Origin of the sequence: Lysinibacillus sp. NPDC047702 (genome assembly GCF_050272555.1) — a bacterium.
Classification (GTDB): domain Bacteria; phylum Bacillota; class Bacilli; order Bacillales_A; family Planococcaceae; genus Lysinibacillus.
The window spans coordinates 1-16,115 of record NZ_JBNNMG010000094.1 but is presented as its reverse complement, the minus strand read 5'-3'; the positions used below and the strand labels follow the sequence as shown (position 1 = coordinate 16,115).

Annotated in this window: 13 protein-coding genes and 2 pseudogenes; 11 read left to right on the top strand and 4 right to left on the bottom strand. The window is 33.9% G+C overall.

Features of this window, described 5'->3' with window-relative positions:
- Window positions 1–32: 32 nt before the first annotated feature.
- Window positions 33–92: pseudogene (gene rpsI / locus ACQKIM_RS26295) on the top strand (30S ribosomal protein S9); the annotation flags it as partial.
- Between the two features lie 100 nt (window positions 93–192).
- On the opposite strand, the gene ACQKIM_RS26290 reads toward rpsI, so the two are convergent.
- Window positions 193–522 carry a tyrosine-type recombinase/integrase gene (locus ACQKIM_RS26290; protein ID WP_427549545.1) on the bottom strand — a complete coding sequence of 110 codons (330 nt, stop codon included), beginning with the start codon at window positions 520–522 and terminating at the stop codon, window positions 193–195.
- A gap of 841 nt (window positions 523–1,363) precedes the next feature.
- Here ACQKIM_RS26290 and ACQKIM_RS26285 point away from each other — a divergent pair.
- From ACQKIM_RS26285 to ACQKIM_RS26275, 3 genes are all read left to right on the top strand, one after another.
- Complete coding sequence (locus tag ACQKIM_RS26285) at window positions 1,364–4,420, top strand: ATP-binding protein (protein ID WP_427549542.1); 3,057 nt, start codon at window positions 1,364–1,366, stop codon at window positions 4,418–4,420.
- Window positions 4,420–4,599: a hypothetical protein gene (locus tag ACQKIM_RS26280; RefSeq protein ID WP_427549539.1), complete on the top strand. Its 180-nt coding sequence runs from the start codon at window positions 4,420–4,422 to the stop codon at window positions 4,597–4,599. Before ACQKIM_RS26285 ends, ACQKIM_RS26280 begins: the two co-directional genes overlap by 1 nt.
- Before the next feature lie 151 nt (window positions 4,600–4,750).
- Window positions 4,751–5,101 (top strand): hypothetical protein, encoded by a 351-nt coding sequence (locus ACQKIM_RS26275; RefSeq protein ID WP_427549537.1) that lies wholly within the window; start codon window positions 4,751–4,753, stop codon window positions 5,099–5,101.
- A gap of 136 nt (window positions 5,102–5,237) precedes the next feature.
- Here ACQKIM_RS26275 and ACQKIM_RS26270 read toward each other — a convergent pair whose 3' ends face one another.
- Window positions 5,238–7,190: an ABC transporter substrate-binding protein gene (locus tag ACQKIM_RS26270; protein WP_427549535.1), complete on the bottom strand. Its 1,953-nt coding sequence runs from the start codon at window positions 7,188–7,190 to the stop codon at window positions 5,238–5,240.
- Window positions 7,191–7,710: 520 nt separating this feature from the next.
- Between ACQKIM_RS26270 and ACQKIM_RS26265 the strand changes: the two genes are divergently transcribed.
- The 6 genes and pseudogenes from ACQKIM_RS26265 to ACQKIM_RS26240 all read left to right on the top strand — a co-directional run bounded on the left by ACQKIM_RS26265 (window position 7,711) and on the right by ACQKIM_RS26240 (window position 13,660).
- Window positions 7,711–8,208: a sigma-70 family RNA polymerase sigma factor gene (locus ACQKIM_RS26265; protein WP_427549532.1), complete on the top strand. Its 498-nt coding sequence runs from the start codon at window positions 7,711–7,713 to the stop codon at window positions 8,206–8,208.
- Window positions 8,198–9,250, top strand: coding sequence for a hypothetical protein (locus ACQKIM_RS26260; RefSeq protein WP_427549530.1), 1,053 nt, complete (start codon window positions 8,198–8,200; stop codon window positions 9,248–9,250). The genes ACQKIM_RS26265 and ACQKIM_RS26260 overlap by 11 nt, the downstream gene beginning before the upstream one ends.
- 336 nt (window positions 9,251–9,586) lie before the next feature.
- Window positions 9,587–10,447: pseudogene (locus ACQKIM_RS26255) on the top strand (DUF4822 domain-containing protein); the annotation flags it as partial.
- A gap of 236 nt (window positions 10,448–10,683) precedes the next feature.
- Window positions 10,684–11,634, top strand: a complete 951-nt coding sequence (locus tag ACQKIM_RS26250; protein WP_427549528.1) for a DUF4822 domain-containing protein — start codon at window positions 10,684–10,686, stop codon at window positions 11,632–11,634.
- Between the two features lie 184 nt (window positions 11,635–11,818).
- Entirely contained in the window at window positions 11,819–12,532 is a 714-nt protein-coding gene (locus ACQKIM_RS26245; RefSeq protein WP_427549526.1) for an N-acetylmuramoyl-L-alanine amidase, read from the top strand.
- A gap of 72 nt (window positions 12,533–12,604) precedes the next feature.
- Window positions 12,605–13,660 carry a P-loop NTPase gene (locus tag ACQKIM_RS26240; RefSeq protein ID WP_427549524.1) on the top strand — a complete coding sequence of 352 codons (1,056 nt, stop codon included), beginning with the start codon at window positions 12,605–12,607 and terminating at the stop codon, window positions 13,658–13,660.
- Between the two features lie 53 nt (window positions 13,661–13,713).
- Here the strand turns inward: ACQKIM_RS26240 and gerD are convergent, their stop codons facing one another.
- On the bottom strand, window positions 13,714–14,319 hold the full coding sequence (gene gerD, locus ACQKIM_RS26235; protein WP_427549521.1) for a spore germination lipoprotein GerD: 606 nt from the start codon (window positions 14,317–14,319) through the stop codon (window positions 13,714–13,716).
- 152 nt (window positions 14,320–14,471) lie between these two features.
- Between gerD and ACQKIM_RS26230 the strand changes: the two genes are divergently transcribed.
- On the top strand, window positions 14,472–15,152 hold the full coding sequence (locus ACQKIM_RS26230) for a KinB-signaling pathway activation protein (protein ID WP_427549519.1): 681 nt from the start codon (window positions 14,472–14,474) through the stop codon (window positions 15,150–15,152).
- 37 nt (window positions 15,153–15,189) lie between these two features.
- Here the strand turns inward: ACQKIM_RS26230 and ACQKIM_RS26225 are convergent, their stop codons facing one another.
- Complete coding sequence (locus ACQKIM_RS26225; protein WP_427549517.1) at window positions 15,190–15,846, bottom strand: hypothetical protein; 657 nt, start codon at window positions 15,844–15,846, stop codon at window positions 15,190–15,192.
- Between the last annotated feature and the right edge of the window lie 269 nt (window positions 15,847–16,115).

Sequence of the window (16,115 nt, the reverse complement as noted above, 5' to 3'; positions counted from 1 at the left end):
AGTGGAGTAGCGGTGGTTCAATTCACATATAAGAACGTAAAAAACCAGGTCTACGCGGCGCTCGTCGTGCACCTCAGTTCTCAAAACGTTAATATCGTTGTTATATCAACGTTTTCAAGCTCTTCTCAGGTTTACCTGAGAGGAGCTTTTTTACGTTGATAACAAAAATAATACCCCGTTAATACCCCTTGATTAAAAATCAATGTAATTTTGAAACTGATCCGCTAGTTTTTCACGCGCTGTTTGTGTAACATGTGTGTAAATATCCATCGTAGTTTTAATATCACTATGACCAAGCCTTGCCTGTACATCTTTTAAACTTGCTCCCGTTTCAAACAATAATGAGGCATGTGTATGTCTAAAATCATGTACTTTAATACGATGTAGATTAGGGTGACGTCCATAAAAAGCTACAAGTTTGTCATTAGGCGTTGACTCTCGCATATATGTCATTTCATAATTCTGTTGATGAAAACGGGTAAAAACAGGCTGTAGCTCTTCTATAGCAATTTTAAAACCCATCTCTTCATAAAGCTCCTGTTGCTTAGCTTTCCATTGAAGAATCTCACCACTACTTTGTAGATACATGTGAGAAGCCTATGAGACACTTACGAGGGTCACTTAATGTTCAATCTATCCAAACATCATTCCAATCAATCAAGTGGCTTAATCGCCTTGCTAAGTGCTTCAAATAAATTCTTATTTTAAATGAAAAAAGGCTGTAGGCAAACTCAGATTTTGACTTTGTCTACAGCCTAAGAAATTATTCAAATTAAATTTTTCCCAAAATAGCTTTCTAAACCATACTGATTTTTTCTTACTCTTCTTTTTTACTTTTCTCTTCAATTTTTTGAAATAGAAAAGTAACCAATGTAAGAGCAATATAAAGTATAACAAAATTTAGAAGTCCACTAATTTCAATTTTATTCGCTATATATACGTATAACCCTACTACAATTAAACGGTGTTACAACGCCAAGCTTCCCAGATGTGAAAGCAACGCACTGGGCATTTAAAGAGATTGAAGAAGCAGCGAAAAATCATTCGTATTATATAAATGAAGACAGTGCAGAGCAGTTATCTAAATAAACAACAAGTAGGCTACGGATTTCCTTAGCCTGCTTGGATATTTAAAAAGAGTGAAGTGATAATAATAACTTAAAATCAGTGATAGTAATCCATACTAGACGATGCATTTACAATATGGTTTGTTCAGAATTTGTTTAACAGACCTATGATAGGATGCGTAAGGGGACCGATATTAGAAGTACAGGTGAAAGTCATATTGCATAATGGATTTAATTCTAACAAACTGATAGTTTGATGTTAGACATAATTGTGTTCAAGTAGGGGAGGCGTGATAGTGAAAAAAAATATTGGCATTACTGTGACCATTATCATGCTATTTATTATCGTATTTTTTGTTGGCAATGGAGATTATTTTGTTAGTAGTAGTCAGCGGATTGCACAGAATGGGATAGTTAAGATTGAAGAAAAAGAACTACAAGAAAATACTATTTTAAAATTAGATGGAGAATGGTCGTTCTATCCAAATATCTTAATATCGTCAAGTGATTCATTTGACGCGTACGAGAGCGAGAAAATACCAATTGAGGTGCCAGCTACTTGGAATAGTTTTGTAGAACCAAATGAAGAAGGACTTACTGTAGGAACATATCATGTTAAGATAAATGTACCAATTGAAGGGGAATATGGATTATACATTCGTTCAATTCGCCAATCTAACCGTGTTTTCATAAATGGAGAAGATGTAGGTAGTATGGGGAATCCGAGTGAAACCTTAAAGGACTTTAAGTTCGAAAATGATGATAAATATACGGTGTTTGGAAAAAGTGAGAATCAAATGCTTGATATTGTAATTCATGTCGGAAATTATAATTATCCAAAAGCTGGTATTACTTTTCCTATTGAGTTTGGAACAAAAGAAGCTATTCAAAGAGATTTTAGCATGAAAATTTTAGCAGGATCGTTTGTATGTATTGGTTATATTGTATTCGGTGCGATTTATATTATATCGTATAGTCAAAATCGGAAGCGTAAAGAAGAATTGTTTTTGGGGTTATTCACTATATTATTCGGACTGTACATGTCGTTTACTAATGAAAAAATATTTTTCATTATTTTTTCATATTTAACCATAAATGAACAAATACGTTTACAATTAGGGATTTTACCACTTGTTGATGTTTGTTTAGCATTTTTTCTCTATTATTTGTATCCGGAGTTTATGAGGAAAAAAGCGATTTATATTATTAGTATTTTGTTAGGTTTACTTTTTTTTATCTATGGGATTTACAACCCGATTACAAAAAATAGTATGATTATACCAATAGAAAATCTAGTTCTTTCACAAATAATCTTTGCAGTAATTTTTATTCCTGTTGGGCTTTATAATGTGTTTGTGCTATTACGTGTGCTTATGAAAGGTGTAGAAGGTTCACGTTATATTCTAATTCTTTTAGTATCTCTTACTTGTTATACTTTTTTAATAGTAATGTATTATATTTTTGATATACCTATGGTTTATAGTGAACAATTATTGTTTATTTTTACACTATATAGTTTTGCATCTCTGCTTAGCTTCCGAGCAAATACATCTTTTAAGAAAGTTCAAGCGTTATCAGAAGAGCTATTGATGCATAATCAAATGAAGGATGAGTTTTTATTGAAAACGTCTCATGAATTACGTACGCCTTTAAATGGTATTTTAAATATATCCAAATCATTAATGGAAGGTGTACAAGGACCTTTAAAGCGTGAGCAACAAGAAAATATCATTTTAATACATAATGTCGCGCAACGTTTAGGTTATTTAGTAGAGGATTTATTGATTTCTTCGAATCATATGACTGGAGAAGTTCGTGTTATCCCTCGTGTTGTTCCGATAAGCGTAATTGATGAAGTAATTGAGGAAATTCGTAGTTTAATGTCGAGTGATACATCCATAAGATTAATGAGCGCAGTAGATTCTAATTTACCCCATATGTATACAGATGAATTACGATTGAAACAAGTGCTTTATAATTTACTCTATAATGCTCTGCAACATACAAAACATGGACAAATTACAGTCTTAGCTAGTGTACGTAATGATTATATGGAAATACAAGTAAGCGATACTGGAATTGGTATACCATCACAAGACTTAGATCGAATTTTTAATTCCTTTTATCAAGTAAAGAAAGGTAAAAAAAGTGGGGGACTTGGGTTAGGATTAAGTATCTCAAAAAATATAGTAGAACAGTTAAATGGGGAAATTCATGTAACAAGTACATTAGGTGTTGGAACAATTTTTACTTTTACGGTGCCACTTGCCACACTCGAAAAACTAGATATTGAAACACAACAACAGATGGGCAATCGAGCAGAAAATACTATACTACAGCTAGATTTACCATTATTGCATAAAGGTAATGACAAAACCATACTCATTGTTGATGATGATCATGTGAATATAAAAGTACTAGTGGACGCATTAATTCAAAAAGGCTATACCGTTATTGGGGTAGATAATGGGTTTGATGCGATGGATTATATAAAGAAACATAAAGTAGATTGCATGTTAGTCGACTTAATGATGAATGGTATGTCAGGCTATGAATTATGCAAACAAGTACGAAAGCAATACGATATGTTGGAATTACCGATTATTGTTTTAACAGCAATTATGCAGCATTCAGATTTAGTGTTATCTTTACAAGTTGGGGCAAATGATTATCTGCCAAAACCGATTGCGATGGATGAATTACTAGTGCGTATTCAATCATTACTAGCAGTTCGACAATCTTCCATTGATGCGATTGAGGATGAAATGAATTATTTATATGCGCAAGTAACTCCTCATTTTGTCTACAATACACTTAATACTATTATCGGCTTAAGCTATACAGATATAGAAAATACACGAGAAGCGTTATACAGTTTAGCAACCTATTTCCGTGCCAAGCTGAATGTCCATTATCGTAACAGCATGGTTTCTATAGAAGATGAAATAGACCTTGTAAAAGCATATCTTTATATTGAAAAAATGCGCTTTGGTGATCGTCTTACAGTTGCGTATGATATTGATGAGTCCATTCAATCTTTGATTCCAGCATTATCAATTCAGCCTATAGTTGAAAATGCAGTTTTTCACGGGATTTCGAAGAAAAAAGAAGGTGGTACTATTGAGGTGAGTGTGCAACGAGAAGGTCAATTTATACGTATTAAAATTTATGATAATGGGGTCGGTATCTCAGAAGAAAAGTTGCAACGATTAGTAAATGAAGAAAACTCACGTATTGGATTTACGAATCCGTTGAAAAAATTTAGGCTTATTAGAAATGCCAGTTTTCGTATATATAGTGAAGAAGGTAAAGGAACTACTGTTATTATTCTATTACCAGAAGGTGATGCATAGTGAATATAGTCATAATTGATGATGAAGAAATGGCAATAGATGTGTTAAGAATTATGCTAGAAAAGCTTACACAATTTACGATTTGCATTAAAGGTACATATACAAATGTAAGGGATGCATTTGCTTTTTTTGAAAAAGAGCGAGTAGATGTCGTTTTTTTTAGATATGGAGATGATTGACGTTCATAGGTTGCAAGTTGCCAAAAAGTTACTAGTTAAATATCCAACACCTCAGTTCTCAAAACGTTAATATCAGCGTTTCAAGGCTCTTTTCACTTATGTGGAAAGGGTCTTTTTTAATTTTTGGAGTTATAAAAGGGATCTTCATCGTTTGCGGGAAAAAGTAGATCCTTTCTCGCAACTCTATGGTTTTTCATTAAGAAATTCAATTTCGTCAATTAATAAAGTTCAAAAACTATATGAACATAGGACAGGTGATACAGCAGAGGATCAAATATATGCTAAAGCACTAATATACCAACTTGTTTATGAAACTTACCGTGATATTAGGGAAGACGGGGTTTGGGGCTTTGAACAAGATTATGTAGCTCTTGCTATGCAGTATTTGAACGAACATTATGCTGAACCGATATCTATACAGACATTTGTAGAAATGTTTCCTATAAGTAGAAGCCAGTTAAGTCGATTGTTTAAAAAGTGTGAACGTAAAAGTTTACAATAATATTTAAATGAAAGGAGATTGGAAGCGGCTAAAAAACTGTATATACTTCGAAAAACCTTGTAAGTAAATCTAAAAAAATACGAAAGGACTGTTCAAAAAATTAGTTAAGCAATTTTTTTCGCAGCCCCGTTATCTATTACCTATTATTCTCTAAGATTAACTCAGTTATCATATCGAGTTGATGTAATACACTAATCGGATCATTGAGTAGGAATTGATCAAAATTAATATGATATACTTTACCATTTTGAACAGCTGCCGTACTCGCCCAAATCTGTTCATTTTCCTTGAGCGAATCTTCTCCATCTTTATTCGTTGCGATAAATAAGTGGTCGCCGATATATTCAGGAATGACTTCAGCTGAAATCTCCCAAACTTCCCCATTTAGCACTTCAGCCTGTACTTTTTCTTGCGGTGTTAAACCTAAATACTTATAAATAATATTTCCACCCATATTCACATCGTCGTAAATAAGAAAGGCGTCCTGACGTACATTTAATATTGTAAAAGTCTCGTCCTTACTGATGATAGCATCTACTTTTTCTTTAGCAGCTGCGACTTTCTCTTCAAATTTACTAAGCCACTCTTCACTCTCTTTTTCCTTGCCTAAAATTTCACCAAACATACGCAGTTCATCTGCTAGATTTTCTGAGTGATTTGGTATAATAACTGTTGGAGCAATTTTACTAAATGCTTCATAACCCCCACCATCTCGCCAAGCTTCTGTCAAAATAATCAAATCTGGCTCTAGAGAAGCTACTTTCTCGAGATTCAATGGAAATATACCGACATCTTCAATATCATTTTCAGCAATAAATCCAGTTTGTAAAGGATAACTAGAGCTACCGACTGGTTGGACGCCCAATGCCATTAATTGTCCGACTTTTACATCGGTGAATACTCTCTTTGGTTCCAATGGAATTTCGGTCTCACCATCAATATGCTTATAAATCTTAGTTCTAGAAGCTTCCTCTCCTTTATTATTTACAGCTGTTATTGAGTTATTTCGATCATTTTCCGAGCTTGGCTTACCATTATCTGCTTGACATCCACTTATAAGTATTGACACACAAACAAGAATTAGTGAAGCCAGGGTAGTTTTTGTACGGTTTGTAATTAACAATTGTATCTCTCCTTCTGATTGAGAAAGGTTCTCAATTTCTTTTGCACCTTCATTATAAGAAAGCGAAGATACTGGAACAATGGAGAATAGTGAAGATTTAGATGGATTAAGATGTAGACCTTGGTGACCAAACCTTCTTTCACGAAAGTGAAGCGGAGATACTCCGAACTGCTTTTTAAACAATCTACTAAAGTAATACATATCTGAATATCCTATGCTGAAAGCTATTTCTCCTACACTTAGCTGAGTAGTCAATAAAAGTTGACTGGCTTGTTCTAATCGTATGCCAATAATATAATCATTTGGACTTTCCCCGACTTCTGCTTTAAACAATCTGTGCATATAACTAACACTGCAACCGAGTAAATCAGCTAACTTCCTCATCGTAATAACTTCGTGGTAATTTTTATGAATATAATTGAGTGCATAGGCAATAAGTTTAGAAGGTTTGCCTTTGTCTGTAGAGTTTTGCAGGAGATTGAATAACTCGTAAATAAATTCATAGAACAATGATTTCGAACGGATTTTGCTTAATTCATCACATTTTCCCCATTCTTCATATAATCCTCGAATGTGATTATATAGAACTCCAGGCTCTTGGAGGACAACATGATAAAATAGATGTAATGGTTCTAGTAACTGATTCGTTGAATGCTTAGCAAAAGGGCTTACAGTCACATCTGAATTACTTACTTTGAAATAAATAATATAATATGAGAACTCGTTTCTAGCAGGCAGAATGTCCATCTTCGTCCCTTTACCTGCATGAACCAAATGATGTCGCTTTACATAACATTTATGTTCATCTATTCGTACAAAGGCATTACCATTAGCAACAAACAGAAATACATTGGTAGGAAGTTTGTAGTTGCATAGATCCTGCCCATCACATATAACATGATGGCGAATATCTAAAATTCGAACAGTAGCCATATTCCACAGCTTGATTTGTTCATTCCAATTCATAATTTCACCCCAAATATATCTTTGTTTAAGATGATAATGATTCTCAAATGAAAATGCAATATACACTGAAATTTGAAATTGATAATCATTTAGATTACTATACAAAATTGAATATTAATGTGGAGGAAGGGTCAATCAAGTGATGGGGAATAGGTATAGGACTATACATATAACAATTGAGACCCAAAAAGTATATACTTTTTTAAAAAATTTAGGCTGATGTTTTATAGTTATTATGTATTTTGTTGGTGAATAAATGGGATGCGAGACAAAATAGAGAAATAGGGAATAAAGAAATCTTTAGAAGGTATGATTATGGAGAAAGCTGCAGTGACCAGTAGTCTTAAATTAACGCCATCAATTTTTTCTCATAGAATCTCAAGGTATAGAGCTCTTTGGAATTAATCTAATTCTAAAAGGGCTTCTTTTTAATTAATAAGATAGCATGTTCACATTACCATAGTAAAAGTTTTGAATCGCACAATGCGTGAGGCTCGTTTATATAGATGAAGGGGTGATAGTGCTGGATTTGCGACAGATAGTAGATGATTATAGTGAACATTTATTACGTATAGCTTATTACTATACAAAAAATTTACATGCTGCAGAAGATATTGTACAAGATGTTTTTATCAAGTTTTCGCAGAGCAATTATGAAGAAAATGGGCAATTACGTTCCTATCTAACAAAAATAACCATAAACCGCAGTAAAGATTATTTAAAAAGCTGGTCGTATCGAAAGATTCAACTCCAAGAACAATTTCCCTTACTTGCTTTTTTACAAAAAGACAGTCTGGTACAAAAGGAATTGCAAACAACAATTGGAGAAGTCGTTCTATCTTTACCCATTAAATACAGAGAAGTGATTATTCTTTATTATTATGAGGAATTACATACAGCAGATATCGCCTCACTATTACAACAGCCTGAAAGTACAATCCGCACAAGATTACGAAGAGCTCGTGAAAAACTTCGACCTATATTATCTGGGGAATGGGAGGATTTATATGAAGAGTGAAATCAAAAAAAGTTTGCTTGAAGCAACACCTGATTTACAAGAGAGCAAATCTCGCGTAAGAAAAGCTGTGCTACAATTACCAAAAAAACAGCACTCTCGAATACCTCGGCTCGTATCTGGGTGCTTGATCTTACTATTAATAATATTAATATTCGTTGAACGACAAAGTGATGAATATGTGCACGGCTTCTCAGAAACAACGCTTAATATGTATGGATTAGATGATGCTGACCATTCTGAACGTTATCGTAATGATTTACTGCTTTTAAAATATGGGAAACGTAAAGGTGTAAAACTAAGTAAACAGGACGTGAAAAAACTGGTTACATCCTTTGAGGCTGAATTACCGAGTTCTTTTGATAAAATCCTACAAAGAAAGGGTATTACAAAAGAGGCTTACAAAGAACAATATCTAACATTGATTGCACAGGTTCAACTTGTACGTGAGTCGTTACTACCTCACTATAAAAAAATGTATCCACAATTTCATCAAGTAGTTCATGAGCAATTACTCCTCCTTGATGCAGTTGAAGAAGAGCATATGAAAGATATGGGTTTCAAAGTGGCAGTCGATATTCATGCCATTGTCTTATATGAAGGAAAGAATGCACGAATTCTTGCATTAATGGATAAAAAAAGGTTGTTAGAAGAACAACTTATTATTATGCCGATACGTGATGAATTAACATTAAAAACAGGTGACGAAGTGTTACTCAAAAATAGTTTTCTGACAGGCTTTACAACAAAAACAGTAATTAAGTATTTTGCGGTAAGCCAAAATATTACAGAGATAACAACAAATAAATCTACAACAATACCAGCCATACAGAAGAAATTGAGCATTTTTTTTGAACAAATGACTTGGCAAAATATTTCACAGACAAAAGAACCCGACATACAATTAATCACAATGAACGGAAACTATTCTGTCTGGTATGGTGACGATATTGTCATTGGCTCTGGTGATAAAGGCTTTATCATTAGCAAAGAACAGGTGCAGGAATGGGGAGACGAATTAATTCAAAAATTGCAATATAAATAACATATAAATGCCATCTATTTTGACAGATTTTTATTCAAAATAGATGGCTTTTTTTAATTAAAGGTAATAAGAAGTATTTATTAAAATTATTTTTGGATAAGTTTATATTTTTTTAAGAAATTATTTAGAGGGAGTTTAACATTCAATATTAATATTATTGTCAATGGGACATCAAGCCTCAATAAAAGGGTTTGGAGTAACTGATTAATAATAAAAATATGGAGGTAAATAGATATGAAAAAGCTATTAATAGTATCCGTTGCAGCAATGGCTCTCCTTGCAGCTTGTCAGGATAAAGAGCCTGTAAAGAAAAATGATGTAGAAAGTGCAGAAGTAAAAACAGAGAGTGCCGCAACCGAAAATAATACACAGTTAACAAAAGGACAAGAAATGGCTAACATTCTTAGTAGTACAAACTGGCAAGGGACAAAGGTATACGATAAATATAATAATGACTTAACAGCTGAGAATGCGAATTTTATCGGTCTTGCTAAATATAATGTTGAAACAGGTCACTATGAATTCTTTGATGCGGCTACTGGAGAAAGCCGCGATGATAAAGGAACATTCTTTGTTACAAATGATGGGAAAAATAGAGTTTTAATTTCTGATTCAAAAAATTACCAAGCTGTTGTGGGAATAACAGAGTTAAACGACAATATTTATACTTATAAACGAATGGGTAAAGATAAGGAAGGCAACGATGTAGAAGTTTTTGTTGAGCATGTTCCTTATAATGATAAGGATCTTGCTTTCACGGATGCTGATAAAACTTTAGATGCTACTACAGGTGATATTGTAAAAAACGTGGACGGTGATAAGATCTTAGCAGAGACATTGTGGCATGGGACTGTAGTGTTAGATGGAGCTGGGAATGATGTAACTGAATTTAATACGAACTTCATCAGTATCGCAAAATATGCTGCAGACACAAATAAATATGAATTTTTTAACCCTGAAACAGGAGCAAGTCGTGGAGACTATGGTTACTTTGATATTATCCATGGCAATAAAATTAGAGCCCACGTTTCAGTTGGCGACAATAAATATGGTGTAGCACTTGAAATCACAGAGCTTAACGAGCAGAAGTTTACGTATAAAAGAATGGGTAAAGATAAAGATGGAAATGAAGTAACTGTATTTGTTGAGCATGAACCATATGAAGGTGAATATAATCCTGAATTCACACTCAAATAAATTTCCTCCTTGGTAATAAACAGCGTTAGTCCTTTACGGGCTAATGCTGTTTTTGGGTAGAAGAAATTAAATTATAACCTCGTCAGCTTAGTGGCGAGGTTTTTAAAATATCCAAGCCTAATAATTAAGGGCTGAGTAAAATGTGTATTTTACGTGGAAATGGCTGATACTGCTTTTAAGCTGTTATTTCTTAGAGGACTTTGAAGTAACTGAATATATAAAATGGAGGTCAATGTATGAAAAAGCTATTAATAATATCTCTTGCAACGATGGCATTGCTTGCTGCGTGTCAGAGTAAACAAGATGTAAAAAAGAAAGAGGAAGTAAAAACTGAGCAATCTGCAGAGCAAAGGCAGGTTGAAATGACGAAAGGTCAAGCGAATGCCAATATTCTTAGTAGCACAAACTGGCAGGGTACAAAAGTCTACGATAAGAATAAGAAAGATTTAACCGCAGAAAATTCTAATTTTATTGGCCTAGCAAAATACGATACTAATTCAGCTCGTTACGAATTTTTTGATGCAAAAACAGGAAAAAGTCGCGATGATAAGGGGATTTTCTTTATCACGAATGATGGAAAGCAAAGAATATTAATTTCTGAATCGAAAAATTATCAAGCTATCGTGGAAATTACGGAGCTAACTCAAAATTTATTTACGTATAAAAGGATGGGGAAAGATACAAATGGTAACGATGTAGAGGTATTCGTTGAGCATGTTCCTTATAAAGATAAAAAACTTACATTTACTGAAGAAGATAAAGCTTTAAAAAATTCCACAGGAACTATTGTTAAAGATGTGGATGGCGATAAAATTTTAGCCGATACACTATGGCAGGGAACAGTTGTATTAGATGCAGAAGGAAATGATTTAACACAATATAATTCAAATTTTATAAGTATAGCTAAATATGATGCTGATACGAATAAATATGAATTTTTCAATCCCGAAACAGGTGAAAGCCGTGGTGATTATGGTTTCTTTAATGTTCTCCATGGAAATAAGCTAAGAGCACATGTTTCAATAGGTGAAAATAAATATGGAGCTGTCCTTGAAATTACTGAACTTAATAACAAGAAATTTACTTATTTAAGAACGGGTAAAGACAAAGATGGAAAGGATATCACAATATTTGTAGAGCATGAACCTTATACAGGTAAGTTTAAACCTGAATTTACACAAAAATAGATTTATTCCTCAAGTAACGGCATTAGTTCTCAAATTGTAATTGGACTAATGCCATTTTATTGTTACTTGAAAAATATCTATTACAAATCAAACTCTCAATTTTAATACTGAGTGTTTTTTTCACTTTCTGGCATAGTTCTCTCACTAACGTCGTACACTAAATGTAAAAGGGTGGTGGATATGGGTGAAGCGCTGGCTTGCACTAGGAGTAATTATGCTAATGAGTATAGTGGTTGTGGCATATGAAACGAATGCTTCAGACCGTAACTTCTTCTTACCAGACCCACTTGGTGGTCAAAAGATTGTCATTGATGCGGGGCATGGGGGTCAGGATGGAGGAGCTTCAAAGGGCGAAGTGATTGAAAAGGATATTACACTTGCAATTGCTCAGTATGTCGAGAAAGAGCTAAAGAAAAAAGGCGCAATGGTTGTAATGACGCGAACACAGGATGGAGATGTTATCGAGGAACATGCGCCGTCAGAGAAGTTTGGTACAATGCGGGAACGAAAAAAGCAGGATATCTTTTTAAGAAAGGATATTGTTGAAAAAGAAAATCCAGATATTTTTATTACAATTCATGCAAATGCTATTCCAGAGACAAAATGGCGTGGAGCACAGGTGTTTTATCATAAAGAAGGACATGCTGAAAGTGAATTATTAGCAAAAAGCATTCAAGAATCTATACGTACAAATTTAAAAAATACTGACCGAGAAGCACTGTCTATCAAACAAATATATTTACTGAAAAAAGTTGAAGTACCTGCTGCACTTGTGGAAACTGGATTCATCAGCAATGATGAGGAACGTGCACTTTTAACCGATAAAAAATACCAAGAAAAAATGGGAGATGCCATTGTTGAAGGTATAGAAGCCTATTTATTAGCTAAAATTGAATAGAGCAACATCTACAACGTAAATCAAATCATTATGATATACTAACATTGAGATAATATAAGGGGAGTGTTCGTCGTGATTACTGAACAACAAATACGAGAAATACTAGGACAACTACAAGATCCATTTTTACATAAATCACTTGCAGAAACAGATGGAATTACTAACGTATCAATAAAAGAAGAAAAAAATCATGTCAGTGTAAAAATTGCGATTGCTAAAACAAATACACCTGAACAATTACAATTACAAATGAAAATAGTTGAAGTTTTGAAGGAAGCGGGTGCAAATACTGTAGGCATTCGCTTTGAGGAGCTATCGGCAGAAAAATTACAAGGCTTCCGTGGAACAGCTACTGAGTCTGAGGCTCAGGATATTTTATCTCCTCTTAGCACAGTACAAGTTATTTCCATTGCATCAGGTAAAGGCGGTGTAGGAAAATCTACGGTTTCCGTTAATCTTGCTGTGGCATTAGCTCGACTTGGTAAAAAAGTGGGCTTAATTGATGCAGATATTTACGGGTTTAGCGTGCCAGATATGATGGGTGTTACCGATATGCCGAAAGTTGTAGAAAATCGAATTTTCCCAGTTGATCGCTTCGGGGTAAAAGTGATTTCAATGGGCTTCTTTGTTGAAAACAATGCACCAATTGTGTGGCGTGGACCAATGTTAGGTAAAGTGTTAGATCAGTTCTTCCGTGATGTAGAATGGGGCGAATTAGACTATCTGCTACTTGATTTACCACCAGGTACCGGGGACGTAGCTCTAGATATTCATCAAATGCTGCCTTCATCAAAAGAAATTGTTGTTACAACACCACATCCTACAGCAGCATTCGTTGCGGCTCGTGCAGGTGCAATGGCTCTACAAACAGAACATGAAATTTTAGGTGTTATTGAAAATATGGCATGGTACGAGTCAAAATCAGGTGATCGTGAATTTGTATTCGGTCAAGGCGGAGGACCAAAGTTAGCTGAAGAACTACGTACAGAATTACTTGGACAAATACCTCTTGGTCAACCTGACTGGTCAGAAGAAGATTTTGCACCTTCTGTTTATGCTGAAAAACATCCAACAGGGCAAATTTATTTAGATATCGCGACGAAAATGATCAATAAATTAAATAAATAATTAAAAACGGATTTCCTAAGTTAATGAGGAAATCCGTTTTTAAAATAAAGGAATTACTGGTTACTTTTTTGCTCCTTGTTAGTGCCTTCACCGCTACCTTCTTTTTTCTCGCCTTTTCCTGAAGATGCAGTTGCTTCACCACCACTTTTTTTAATAAGCTCCTGCCATTTTGATTGCATAAGTGGGCTTTCAATCGTTTCTTTTACGACTTCCTCCATTTGTTTTCTCATGTTGGAAGACTTTAGAATCGTTTCTAACTGCTTTTGCATATCGGGCTGTCCAAAGAATGACTCCATATCCTTTTGGAAAGTGGGATCTTTGATTAATTCTTTCATAATATCCTGTTGCTGCTTTTGCATACTTTTAGCGACAGTTTCTTTAAATTTTGGATCCTCGAATGTTTTCTTCCAAAAATCTTCGGCCTCCTTAGAAAGTAAGGTTTCCTCAGTAGCCTTTTTTACTTCTTCATGCTCCAAAATCAATAATTCGCGAAAGCTTGGCTCCTCTAAAAGCTGCCGTAAAGCCTTTTTACCATCCTCAGTTTGTAAAGAGTCAATCATAATTTTTTTTATTTCATCATAGGACATGGTAGAGGTTTTATCTTGTGAACAGGCAGAAAGAAAAAGCATTAGAACTAGTAATAGGGTGAATTTTCGCATTAATCATCAGTCCTTTCTATAGATAGACTCTTTCAATTATTGTTCACATTTACGATGACTTTATGTATTGGTTAGGATGAGAAATAGCTTTTTTAACAATGCATTGTTAAAATAAATACAGATATATTGTAGAAATTGGGGGACTTTTAGTTGTGACGATACGAAATTGGGCAAAGTTTTTCTTTTTTGCAATGCTCGTTGGAGGCGCTGTCAACGGAATTTGTAGCTTGTTTATAAGATGGGACTTCTTTCAACCATACATAACAAATGGTCATTGGGGAGAATTTGTAGCAGGGCTTTTATGGATGGTCTTTTTAGGATTTACGATGAGTGTAATTGCACAAGCAGGATTCTTTGCTTATTTAACACTCCATCAAGTAGGGGTTAACATTTTTAGAACACTGACGCTGTGGAATTGGGTTCAGTTATTATTAATTGTTATTACTATTTTTGACGTTATATTCTTCCGCTTTGTCCCAGGTATTAAAGAAGGACAAAGCTGGATATTTTATTTAGGATTATTAATTGTTTTAATTTTTGGAGCAGTTGCAACAGCCGTTCAAAAAGTAAAATTGACGGGGAAAAAGCATGTTTTAATTTCCGCATTATTTTTTATGATTGTCATTACAACGTTGGAATGGACAATTGCTTTAATGGGACGTGATGAAAATATTAACGAGTATGTTGCTTTGTTACTATTTCCATTACTTGCTGTAAATGCCTATCAATTATTAGTATTACCTAAATATAATGCAAAATCCGATGAAGATCGTCAAAAGTTAGAAGCACGCCGTAAAGCACGTAGAGAACAAGCAAAAAACGCAAATGCATAATAAAGATGCCTCCAATTGATTTTTGGAGGCATTTTTTTTATGGTGATTTTTTAGTTTGAACTTTATACCCAAATATATTTTCTTCAATCGACATAAATTTATTTTGTTGTAGCAAAATATTAATATCCTTGAATGTAATTGAATTGTTTTGATGCAAGGTGATGAAAATAAAATCGCCTTTTTGTATTTTAGGTGTTTTTTCTCCTTTCCAAATTAAAGAGGGAGAAAGTATGTTTATTTGCTGTTGAAATAAGTTCTTTTGTAAATCCTGAGAATATTGGTGATTGCGAGTGGCAAACCAAAGTGGTGATTCTTTTAAATACTTTTCGTAAATAGCGATATCTTTTTGTATGGCTGTCATATTAATAGGTTCATCTATAGAATCCTCTGGTCCCAATAATCCTGTAGGCAGTTTTCGCTTTTGAATGATTTTTAATTGTTCTGGTGATCGTTTAATCCATGCGGCATCTAACAATAAGAGTGGATAAGGCTCTTTCACAGTGTTAAGCCAGTCCATTAGTGCTTCATCAGAGAAAGTAATTTCGACAACAAGGGATGTACCGTAATGTCCTTTTGTTACAACTGCTGGAGCATCAGCGATATTAAACACAGAAATCATAGTTGAGTTTATCGGTTTTATAAAAACAAATAGTATTACGATGAAAAGCAATGAAATCAACGTTTTACGAACCATCACAACAACCTCGTTTCTAAAATATTAAAGAGAAAAATAAGCTTCTTAAAAAAACTTATGATTTAGTGTTGACTTTCATGAATAATCGATGTTATTATGTATAAGTCGCCAAGAGATGACGCGACAAATTAAAAAATGAACCTTGAAAACTGAACAAGCAAAACGTAATCAATAAAGTTTTTAGTAGCTAGCTTCTGTTGGTGAACAAAACAAAAATTTTGGACATCAAAATTGATGCCAGCAAAACAATTTGAGCTAATCAAATTTCT

Bases quoted from the DNA above. Each gene is read 5' to 3' on its own strand.
- gerD (WP_427549521.1), bottom strand. From the start codon at position 14,319: ATGCGAAAATTCACCCTATTACTAGTTCTAATGCTTTTTCTTTCTGCC.
- ACQKIM_RS26225 (WP_427549517.1), bottom strand. From the start codon at position 15,846: ATGGTTCGTAAAACGTTGATTTCATTGCTTTTCATCGTAATACTATTT.
- ACQKIM_RS26290 (WP_427549545.1), bottom strand. From the start codon at position 522: ATGGGTTTTAAAATTGCTATAGAAGAGCTACAGCCTGTTTTTACCCGT.
- ACQKIM_RS26250 (WP_427549528.1), top strand. From the start codon at position 10,684: ATGAAAAAGCTATTAATAATATCTCTTGCAACGATGGCATTGCTTGCT.
- ACQKIM_RS26260 (WP_427549530.1), top strand. From the start codon at position 8,198: ATGAAGAGTGAAATCAAAAAAAGTTTGCTTGAAGCAACACCTGATTTA.
- ACQKIM_RS26270 (WP_427549535.1), bottom strand. From the start codon at position 7,190: ATGAATTGGAATGAACAAATCAAGCTGTGGAATATGGCTACTGTTCGA.